Source organism: Ruoffia sp. FAM 26255, from assembly GCF_045528525.1.
Classification (GTDB): domain Bacteria; phylum Bacillota; class Bacilli; order Lactobacillales; family Aerococcaceae; genus Ruoffia; species Ruoffia tabacinasalis.
In genome coordinates this window covers 103,326-112,373 of sequence record NZ_JBGQQX010000001.1, presented here as the reverse complement: position 1 = coordinate 112,373, position 9,048 = coordinate 103,326, and the positions used below count along the sequence as shown (strand labels likewise).

Sequence of the window (9,048 nt, the reverse complement as noted above, 5' to 3'; positions counted from 1 at the left end):
AGAACGAAAAAGCCGTATATATATTGCTTTACCCATGCCAAATCGCTCTAAAGTTGCTATGCAAACTGCGATTGAAGATTTGAGAGAAAACTTACCTAAGGAAGCTTTAAAGTCCTTTACCTCAGATTGAGGAAAAGAATTTGCTTGTTACCCTGAGGTCGAAGCAGCAGGGATTGATTTTTATTTTGCCGATGCTTATAGTGCCTGGCAAAGAGGAACCAATGAGAACTCTAACGGTTTACTGCGTGAGTTTTTTCCTATTAATTGAGTAAATAAAAAATTGTCGCAATAATTATTGCAATTCAACAAATGAAAAAAATTTATTACTATTATTCAAATGGATGTTCCCATGAAACATCTAACTAAATGGTGTTAAATAAGCGTTTTGTTAGATTGAGTTCTGAATGTTTGAAATCAGATTAGAATGTGATACAATTAATTTGTTAAAAAATTCTTGGAGGTTTTGTTATGAAAATTATTGTTGTAGGTACTTCACATGCTGGGTATGAAGCAGTGCAAACTATCTTAAAAGAAGATTCAAATGCTGAGATTCATTTATATGAACGCGGGGAAACAGCATCATTCTTATCTTGTGGGATTCAAAGTTATTTAGAAGATATCTCACCTTCTTTAGATAGCTTACATTATGCAAATGAAGAAAGTTATAAAGAGCAAGGCGTAAATGTTCATATGAATAGTGATGTTGTATCTGTAGATCCAGAAGCTAAAACGATTACAGTTAAAACAGCTGACGGAGAATCTGAAGAATCATATGATAAATTATTCCTTAGCCCAGGGGCTGTACCGATTGAAATTCCAATTCCTGGAACTGATTTAGATCATTTATACTACTTACGTGGCCGCAATTGGGCAGATAAAGTAAAAGAACGTATGTCATCTGCTAAAAAAGCAGTTGTTGTAGGTAGTGGATATATTGGAATTGAAGTTGCTGAAGCGTACGCGAAAGCAGGAATTGATACAACGGTTATTGATTCATTAAATTCAATCTTACCTACGTATCTAGATAAAGAATTTACTTCAGTCTTACAAGAGAACGCACTTGAACATGGAATGAAATTCCATGGTGGGGAAAAAGTTCAAGAAATCATCGGTGAGAATGGATCTGTTGCAAAAGTCGTGACAGATAAAGGTGAATACGAAGCAGATACTGTTATTATGGCCGTTGGTGTGCGTCCAAATACAAAATGGTTAGACGGTATCTTAGCGCGAAACGAACGTGGTTTTGTTGAAGTGAATGAACATATGCAATCAACATCAAATCCAGATATTTATGTAGCTGGAGATGCGACATTAATTCCATTTGCTCCAACGGGGGAAAAACGTGCCATTGCTTTAGCTTCTAACGCACGTCGCCAAGGTGTAATCGCTGCTAAAAATATGCTTTCAGATAACAAATTTGAAATGTCAGCCGTTTCGGGCACATCTGCATTATCATTATTCGATTACCACTTTGCTTGTACAGGTGTTAAAGACTCTGACGCAGATTTAAGCAAAGTCGACAGTAAATATTATGAAGAGACTATTCGTCCTAAATTTATTGGTGATGATACAACTGTTATGATGAAAATTCACTTTGAAAAAGAAACAAATCGTATTGTTGGTGCGCAGTTAATGTCTAAACAAGATGTTATGTTTGCGATAAATACAGTTTCAACAGCAATTTCAGCTGGCTGGACATTAGAACAATTAGCTTTAGCTGACTACTTCTTCCAACCAGAATATGACAAACCATGGAACTTCTTAAATGTGCTTGCACAACAAGCTTTAGGAGAAACGTTTGGTAGTGACAAAGAATTATTCTAATTAATTAATGAGGCGCATCTTAGATTTTATAATCTAAGATGTGTTTTTTATTAGTTTTAAATTAGAGAAAGTGTTGACAATCTCATTTAAAGGTGATAAATTGTATTTACTAAAGATATTTGGAGAGAGATAACATGAAAACTTTTAGCACACACACATTTAAATTAGCTACAATTATTAGCATTATTAGATAGTGTTTGTATCCGCAGTATAGATACAAACACGAAAAAACTTTCAAGTTTGTATCTATGCGTGCTAAAGATTTTTGTTGCTCGTATAGACTAATAATCTAAACGAGTGGCAGATTCAAATCTCGCTTCTTAATATACAGCAGTCAAAGCCTGTTTAGATTATTAGTTAATCTAAATAGGCTTTTTTTGTAATAAAAATTTGTTTAGGAAAGGGAATGAAGATTAATAATGGAAATGTCAGTTAAACCACAAGATTTAAATTGGGAAACCTTAGGTTTTGGATACATTAATACTGGTAAGAGTTTTAGAGCTTACTACAAAGATGGAAAATGGGGCGAAGGCCAAGTAGTAGATGCCAATACAATCACAATTAGTGAAGCTTCGCCAGCCGTTCATCTAGGTCAACAATGTTTTGAAGGACTTAAAGCCTACAGAACTAAAGATGGTTCAGTTAACTTGTTCAGAGTAGATGAAAATGCGAAACGACTGGCACGTTCAGCTGATCAAGTGATGTTGCCACCGTATCCAGAAGAAGCGTTTGTTGAAGCGGTGAAAGAAATCGTCCGTGCAAACGAAGAATGGATTCCTCCTTATGGAACAGGTGCAACACTTTACATTCGACCATTCTTAATCGGAGTCGGTGATATCGTCGGCGTATCTCCGGCATCAGAAGCCTTATTCGGAATATATGTCACACCTGTCGGTGCATACTTTAAAGGCGGTTTACAACCCGCACCTTTCATGGTCAGTGAATATGACCGAGCTGCACCAAGAGGAACCGGATCAGCTAAAGTGGGAGGAAATTATGCCTCAAGTTTTAAAGCAGGAAAAGAAGCTCAAGTGCATAACTTTGCGGATTCAATCTTCTTAGACCCAGCAACACATACAAAAATTGAAGAGGTCGGGGCAGCGAACTTTTTCGCTATTACTGAAGATGATGTCTTTGTCACACCTAAATCACCGTCTATTTTACCAAGTATTACAAAATACTCTTTATTGCATTTAGCAGAACATGTGCTTGGTTTAGAAACTTTTGAAGGTGACGTCTTAATTGACCAACTGGATCACTACAAAGAAGCAGGGGCTATGGGGACAGCCGCAGTGATTACACCGATTGGAAGTATTACTCAAGGCGACAAGAAACATGTCTTCTATTCAGAAACTGAAGTCGGACCACTAACTAGAGCCCTTTATGATGAATTAACTGGAATCCAATTTGGTGAAAAAGAAGGACCCGAAGGTTGGATTCAAAAAGTTGAATTTTAATTGTTGATGACTTGGATTAAAAGAAAGGAATTATAAAAAATGACAAACAAAGCAGAATTACTATTTAAAGCTTACCGAGTTAACGCACCTTTGGAAAAAGGGAAGTTTAATTTCGAATCGACTCAAGAAGCCTATCAAGTACAAGATGATGTACTTGCTCTGAAAGAAGAGAATGGTGAAAAACATCAAGGTTACAAAATCAGTTTAACGAGTAAAGAAACGCAAGATTTATTCAATAGTGACTCACCTTTATTCGGACAAATGACCGATGTCACTGTGAAAAAAGATGCTTCACTTTCATTAACTGATTACAATGAACCTCTTCTAGAAACTGAGTTAGTCTTCTTAGTTCAAGAAGATGTTAACGGCGACGATACAGACGAGGAAGTAATGAGAAAATGTTTGGTTGCCCCAGGGATTGAAGTACCCGATGGCCGTTATGATGACTGGTTCCCTAAGACAACTTTCTATGAAGTTATCGCAGATGGTGCAGTGAATGGGGCAGTCGTATATGGAGAAGCCAAGCAATACAGTTATGACGATGTGAAAAATATCGAAGCAGCTCTGTATTTAAACGATCAAGAAGTCAAACGAGGAAATTCTGAAGAAGTATTAGGACATCCAGTTAATTCCGTGAAATGGCTAGCCAAAGCCTTAGAAGAGCGTGGGGAAAAATTAACTGCTGGTCGATTTGTCTCATCAGGAACATTTATGCTCCCAGAGAGATTAGAAGCGGGAAATTATCGCGTTGAATATGAAAATGTCGGTGACGTTCAATTAACTGTCAAACCATAAAAATCGGAGGAAAATAAAATGAAATTAAATAAATTAAGTAAGTTATTATTATCAGGTTTAACTTTAGTCGGTGCCTTAGCGATGCCATTCTCTAACAGTGTGAGTGCTCAAGAAGCAACAGGTGAACCAGTTGTTCTAGGTGTAAACTTAGAACTGACAGGACCCGCAGCGCCATACAGTGTACCCGCTGTCGAAGCCTTTGAATTGTTTGTTGAACAAAAGAATGCTGAAGGCGGAGTATTAGATGGACGCCCATTAGAACTTGTAGTCTTAGATAATAAGACAGATACAACCGAAGGAGTTTCTTTACAAAAACGTTTAGCGAATGATGAAGACGTTGTTGCTGTCTTTGGACCAAACGCTTCTGCAGTTGTTAATGCAGCAAAACCTGTAATCGAAGAAAATAATAAACCAAATGTCCTTCCAGCGACGACAGGAGATGGCCTGACATTAGATAGTAACGGCGAAGCCGTAGAGAACTTATTTAGAGTTGCCTATGAAGATTCATATCAAGGACGTGCCGGAGCTGAATATGTTTATAATACACTTGGCGCTGAGAACACGCTTCTTATCGTAGATAACGCATTAGATTATTCTTTAGGTCTAGCGGACGCTTTCGTTGAAGATTATGAAGCTAAAGGAGGAACTGTTGTTGCAACTGAAGCTTATACTTCAGGTGATACAGACTTTTCATCACTGTCTACAGCAGTTTTAGGACATGAATTCGATGCCATTTATGTACCTGGTTACTATACAGAAACAGGCTTATTAGTCAAAGCACTCCGTGAAGTTGGCGTAACAGCACCAGTGGTTGGAGCAGATGGATTTGCGAGTGATACATTCGTAGAATTAGCTGGACCTGAAAACACAAATGACGTTCACTATACAACTCACTATGACACATCTTTAGAAAACGAAAAATCTAATAACTTTGTCGCAGACTATGAAGAAAAATTTGGTAAAGCCCCAGATACATTCGCTGCTTTAGGTTATGATGCGATTGCTTTCTTAGTTGACGGTATCGAAAGAGCTGGATCAACAGAGGCTGACGCAGTTAACCAAGCTTTAGCTGAAACTGTCGACTTCGAAGGAGTGACAGGTACATTCTCTATTAATGAGGAACATAACCCTGTGAAACCAGCCGTGATGGTTACCCTAGAAAACGGGGAAATTGTCAATGCTCAAGAAGTAAATGTGGAATAAATAGAAAAAAACGAGAAAGTACAGTTCATATTTGACTGTGCTTACTCGTTATTTTTGTAATAGCTCAGTTAATGCGCATTCGCTTAAAATACGAATGCGCGTTTCTGGCTAAACTAGAACTCGTTTAAAATAGGAATGCGCGTTTCCAGCTAAACTAGTATTCGTTTAAAATAGGAATGCGCGTTTCTGGTTAATCAAGTATTCGTTTAAAATACCAATGCGTGTTTTAGATTTTATGCTGGTCCTATGGACGTGGACAACCAGAGACACGCTCAATTTATTCATGAACTAAACTTATTTCTACCAAAAAGATAGTCAAGTAGTGTATTTCAGAATAAATATAAACTACGCTCCATTAATTGTTATTTTTTATAGAAAAAAGAAGCATGAATAATTCGTAAATTATCCGTGCTTCTTAATATTTCTATTTTTGTGAACTAGAATTGAAATCCTATCAGATATCGAATTTATGGCAGTAAATTCGGTATCTTTTATTTTACTTTAGTTACTGAATACTTGTGTTGAATAGATAATGATGTTGTCTCCATTTTCGTACGTATCAAGTTGAATTGCATGATCTAAATACGAACCATCCATCATGTTTTCATAGTGTCCTGGACTCTTCTTCCAATTATCAAATAATTTTTGAGCAATTTCTTCAGGTGTTGCATTGCGTGAAATGTATGTTTGTTGTAGGTTCTCTCCGACAATCGTTCCACCTTGATCAAAGCCAGGTGCGGTGAAGAATGATAATCCATTCGGTCTTGTATGTGAGAAATGCTCTGTAATTTCTGTTGTTCTATTTACGGCTGCAGTTTGTAAATGATCACCATAATTCAATTGACTCTGACCATTATTTAAGCGTTCTTGATTAACTAAATTATGGAATTCTTGAGTAACTGCATCTAAATTGACATTATTGGAATCAGTTACTGTTGTATCAACGGGAGGTAATTCATCTAATGTAGTTTCAGCTACTTGATCATTTCCTGTTTGATCTGGCGATTGTGTTGTTTCTACTTCTCTCTCCTGAGCTATCGTTGTAGGGATATCACCTTCGGTTTTCGGAGTGTGTCCTGGAATGTTATTTGGATCGTTATAGAATCTTTCTAACCAATAATTGTCGTCATCGTCCCAATCATCGTCGTCCCAGTCATCGTCATCCCAATCATCGTCGTCCCAGTCATCGTCATCCCAATCATCGTCGTCCCAGTCATCGTCATCCCAATCATCGTCGTCCCAGTAGTCATCAACCCAGTCATCGTCATCCCAATCATCGTCATCCCTGTCATCATCGTCCCAGTCGTCATCATCCCAGTCATCATCATCCCGGTCATCGTCATATGCACCAGCGACGTGAATACCTTGGTTATCTATGAGACCGATTAAGACATCTGAAGTATTGATATGATAATCCGAACTTAGACCATTTAAGTCTAATAATTCATTAACAGTCAATCCTGCAGCGGAAGCAATATTAGGAAGTGTGTCTCCCCATTGAACGACATAAGCAATTGAGCCTGCTTCTTCTTGACGAAGTAACTCCTCTTTTATTTCTTCAGGAGACTTTTCTTGCCAACGATTAATCAATGCATTTAAAGCAGCATTTTGTTCTTTTTGCACTATCGGATGGCTTAATACATTATTTGTTTGAGTTTTTTCTACATTTTCAGTTGCAGAATTAGCCAAAGCACTTTCTAAGATCTCAGTCGAATGACTAAAAGCTAATCCAATGGAAGCAACAACACCAATTGATAATAGAGCCTTTTTAACACTAAAACCTTTTCTTCTTAATAGATATTTCTTGTTTCGCATTTTCGTACCTTCTTTCTTATTTTTGACTTTGCTTTGCCAGTCGATACATAATACGAAAGCTATATCAATTTTAGGGACCTTTTTGGAGGATAATTAGATTAAATCAATAAATATTTGTGCTATGATTTAACCAACTACAGAAAAAGGTCCCTAAATTGTTAAAAAGTTACGTATTATATATTGAGCAGATAGGAGGCATTTCAAATCGAAAAACAAATTGAGCAACTAATTGAAGAACATTACGGCTTCATAATAAAAGTAGTTAGTGAGACTACCAATAGATATGTTAATGTTCAAAATGATGATGCTTTTTCAATTGCTTTGTTAGCTTTTAAGGAAGCCGTTGAAAAATATGACGAGTCAAAAGGATCCTTATTGAATTTTGTAAAAGTGGTTATTCGAAGTCGCGTGATTGATTATCTAAGGAAAGAAAAAAAGAATGAAGAGATGGCATCCTTAGATTCGATGGCAGAATCAGGCGTACAATTTCAAGACGAATCGAGACAAAGTGAAAATGTATTAGCGATTGAAATTGAAGAGTGGAAAAGTACGATTGAAGACTTTGATATTAGTTTGGAGCAGTTAATAGAAGAATCTCCAAAACATAAAGATAGTCGCGAAAGAGCTATTCATATCTCGGAGAAATCAAGTAAACATAAGCCGATAACAATTCCCTTATTTGAAAAGAAGCGTCTCCCTATAAAACTAACCGCAACATATAATAATGTCTCAGTGAAGGTTATAAAAGGAAACAAAGTGTTTATCACATCGACTATTATTATATTTAAAAATGGGTTAGCAAGCTTAATAGATTGGATAAAGAGGGGATAAGATGAGTAAATATGATGTAAAAGAAACGATTGTCATAGAAATCAAAGAAGATTACGTCATCGTCATGGACCCGAGTGGTGAAATTCATCGGTTGAAAAGAAAAGATTCTTTAGCCGTAGGTGATCAAATTTTTTACTTTGATTCTGATCGATATCAAGCGAAAGAAAAAGTTCGTCATGTGAATTTTAGGCCACTAATAAGTCTCGTAGCGGTTGCAGCAGTGTTGTTCTTATTCTTTAATCTTTCTCAAAATATTTTTGGTCCATCAGAACCTGCATATGCAGCCATTTCAATCGGAACTCAAGAAGGTGTTCAAGTTGAACTGAATGATGATTATGAAGTCGTTAGAGTCATCAATCGACTGGGTGAAATGGAGAATGAAAGTATAACTGAAGGAGAAAAACTAAGTGAAATTACGCCTTCACTGGTAAGTCTCATTGATGAATCAGATTCCTTAGATGTACTTATTGCTATCTCAGCCGCCAATGCGGATGATACGAATGCGATTGAGGATCTAGTAATAGATGAGTTAAGGAATGCAATGGCGAATAATAATATTGTCGTCATTAAAGGGTCAATGGAAGATTACGAAAATGCAACTCAACAAGAAGTCTTATTGGGTGATTATCAATTGGCTAATGCAAATATTTCATTGTGGACAGATGAAGAGAGTCGCGTATTATCAGCTAAAGAAAAACGTGACCGCTTATCAGGAAACGCGGAGTATTATAATTTTAACCAAAGTAGTGAACGTTTTAGAGAATTATTAGAAAGTATCTATAATCGCTCAGAAGTTCAAGAACTACAAAGCTTCTTCAAAGGATTAGTTACACCAAAACCAACAGATAATAGTGAATTTAATTCAGATGATGATTGGTTCGAATCGTTTTATGATGAAGATTCGTATAGTACTGATGACAATGTCAATAGTTCAGTGAATTCTTATATAGAAGGTGATGATGACTGGGATGACGATGACTGGGATGATGACGATTGGGACGACGATGATTGGGATGATGACGATTGGGATGATGATTTTGACGATGATGATGATTAATTTTTAAAAAAGGTACCTAAAAACAAATCGACATTCGTATTATTTAATAAGCCGAGCAAACGGTAA

7 protein-coding genes and 1 pseudogene are annotated in these 9,048 nt (G+C 36.7%); 7 read left to right on the top strand and 1 reads right to left on the bottom strand.

Annotated features, from left to right (window positions below; translation table 11 throughout):
- From ACEN31_RS00480 to ACEN31_RS00460, 5 genes and pseudogenes are all read left to right on the top strand, one after another.
- A pseudogene (locus ACEN31_RS00480) lies at positions 1-259 on the top strand (IS30 family transposase); the annotation flags it as partial.
- 209 nt (positions 260-468) lie between these two features.
- Positions 469-1,824 (top strand): FAD-dependent oxidoreductase, encoded by a 1,356-nt coding sequence (locus tag ACEN31_RS00475; protein ID WP_407108288.1) that lies wholly within the window; start codon positions 469-471, stop codon positions 1,822-1,824.
- Between the two features lie 425 nt (positions 1,825-2,249).
- Positions 2,250-3,281, top strand: coding sequence for a branched-chain amino acid aminotransferase (locus ACEN31_RS00470; RefSeq protein WP_407108287.1), 1,032 nt, complete (start codon positions 2,250-2,252; stop codon positions 3,279-3,281).
- A gap of 39 nt (positions 3,282-3,320) precedes the next feature.
- Positions 3,321-4,076 (top strand): 2-keto-4-pentenoate hydratase, encoded by a 756-nt coding sequence (locus ACEN31_RS00465; protein WP_407108286.1) that lies wholly within the window; start codon positions 3,321-3,323, stop codon positions 4,074-4,076.
- 18 nt (positions 4,077-4,094) lie between these two features.
- The gene (locus ACEN31_RS00460; protein WP_407108285.1) at positions 4,095-5,279 is read left to right on the top strand and encodes an ABC transporter substrate-binding protein; all 1,185 of its coding nucleotides are present in this window, start codon (positions 4,095-4,097) and stop codon (positions 5,277-5,279) included.
- Between the two features lie 501 nt (positions 5,280-5,780).
- On the opposite strand, the gene ACEN31_RS00455 is transcribed toward ACEN31_RS00460, so the two are convergent.
- Positions 5,781-7,094 carry a CAP domain-containing protein gene (locus ACEN31_RS00455; RefSeq protein WP_407108284.1) on the bottom strand — a complete coding sequence of 438 codons (1,314 nt, stop codon included), beginning with the start codon at positions 7,092-7,094 and terminating at the stop codon, positions 5,781-5,783.
- Positions 7,095-7,298: 204 nt separating this feature from the next.
- Here ACEN31_RS00455 and ACEN31_RS00450 point away from each other — a divergent pair, with 204 nt between their 5' ends.
- Positions 7,299-7,925: a sigma-70 family RNA polymerase sigma factor gene (locus ACEN31_RS00450; protein WP_407094643.1), complete on the top strand. Its 627-nt coding sequence runs from the start codon at positions 7,299-7,301 to the stop codon at positions 7,923-7,925.
- Between the two features lies 1 nt (position 7,926).
- On the top strand, positions 7,927-8,982 hold the full coding sequence (locus ACEN31_RS00445; RefSeq protein ID WP_407090666.1) for an anti-sigma factor domain-containing protein: 1,056 nt from the start codon (positions 7,927-7,929) through the stop codon (positions 8,980-8,982).
- Positions 8,983-9,048 lie beyond the last annotated feature (66 nt).

Excerpts from the sequence above, each read along its gene's own strand:
- ACEN31_RS00460 (WP_407108285.1), top strand. The coding sequence starts at position 4,095 with ATGAAATTAAATAAATTAAGTAAGTTATTATTATCAGGTTTAACTTTA.
- ACEN31_RS00445 (WP_407090666.1), top strand. The coding sequence starts at position 7,927 with ATGAGTAAATATGATGTAAAAGAAACGATTGTCATAGAAATCAAAGAA.
- ACEN31_RS00470 (WP_407108287.1), top strand. The coding sequence starts at position 2,250 with ATGTCAGTTAAACCACAAGATTTAAATTGGGAAACCTTAGGTTTTGGA.
- ACEN31_RS00455 (WP_407108284.1), bottom strand. The coding sequence starts at position 7,094 with ATGCGAAACAAGAAATATCTATTAAGAAGAAAAGGTTTTAGTGTTAAA.
- ACEN31_RS00465 (WP_407108286.1), top strand. The coding sequence starts at position 3,321 with ATGACAAACAAAGCAGAATTACTATTTAAAGCTTACCGAGTTAACGCA.
- ACEN31_RS00475 (WP_407108288.1), top strand. The coding sequence starts at position 469 with ATGAAAATTATTGTTGTAGGTACTTCACATGCTGGGTATGAAGCAGTG.